This is a genomic window from Thermus sp. FJN-A (assembly GCF_054655095.1).
This window is the reverse complement of sequence record NZ_BAAHSC010000013.1, coordinates 1-238: the sequence shown is the minus strand read 5'-3', so window position 1 is coordinate 238 and position 238 is coordinate 1. Positions and strand designations below refer to the sequence as shown.

The window sequence follows — 238 nt, the reverse complement described above, 5'->3', positions numbered from 1 at the left end:
CTTCCTTAGGGTCTCCGGGTGGACGGCCAGGACCAGGGTGGCCACCTCGGCGAAGGCCACCAGCCAGGGGACCACACTGGGGGTGAGGCCCGTGGCGTCGTCCACGACGAGGGTGACGGGGTTCACCCCTTCGGGGCGCTTGAGGGCCTTGAGGAGGCTCCTCGCCTTCTCCTCGTTCCCCGGGTAGCGCCTCTGCCAGGCCTTGAGGTCGGCCTCGAGGTCCCTCCCCCGCCCCACC

The 238-nt window shown here is 71.4% G+C and carries 1 pseudogene; it reads right to left on the bottom strand.

The annotated features are described in order from the left end of the window. Nucleotides 1–238, bottom strand: a pseudogene (locus ACYQ0J_RS00060) (ATP-binding protein); the annotation flags it as partial.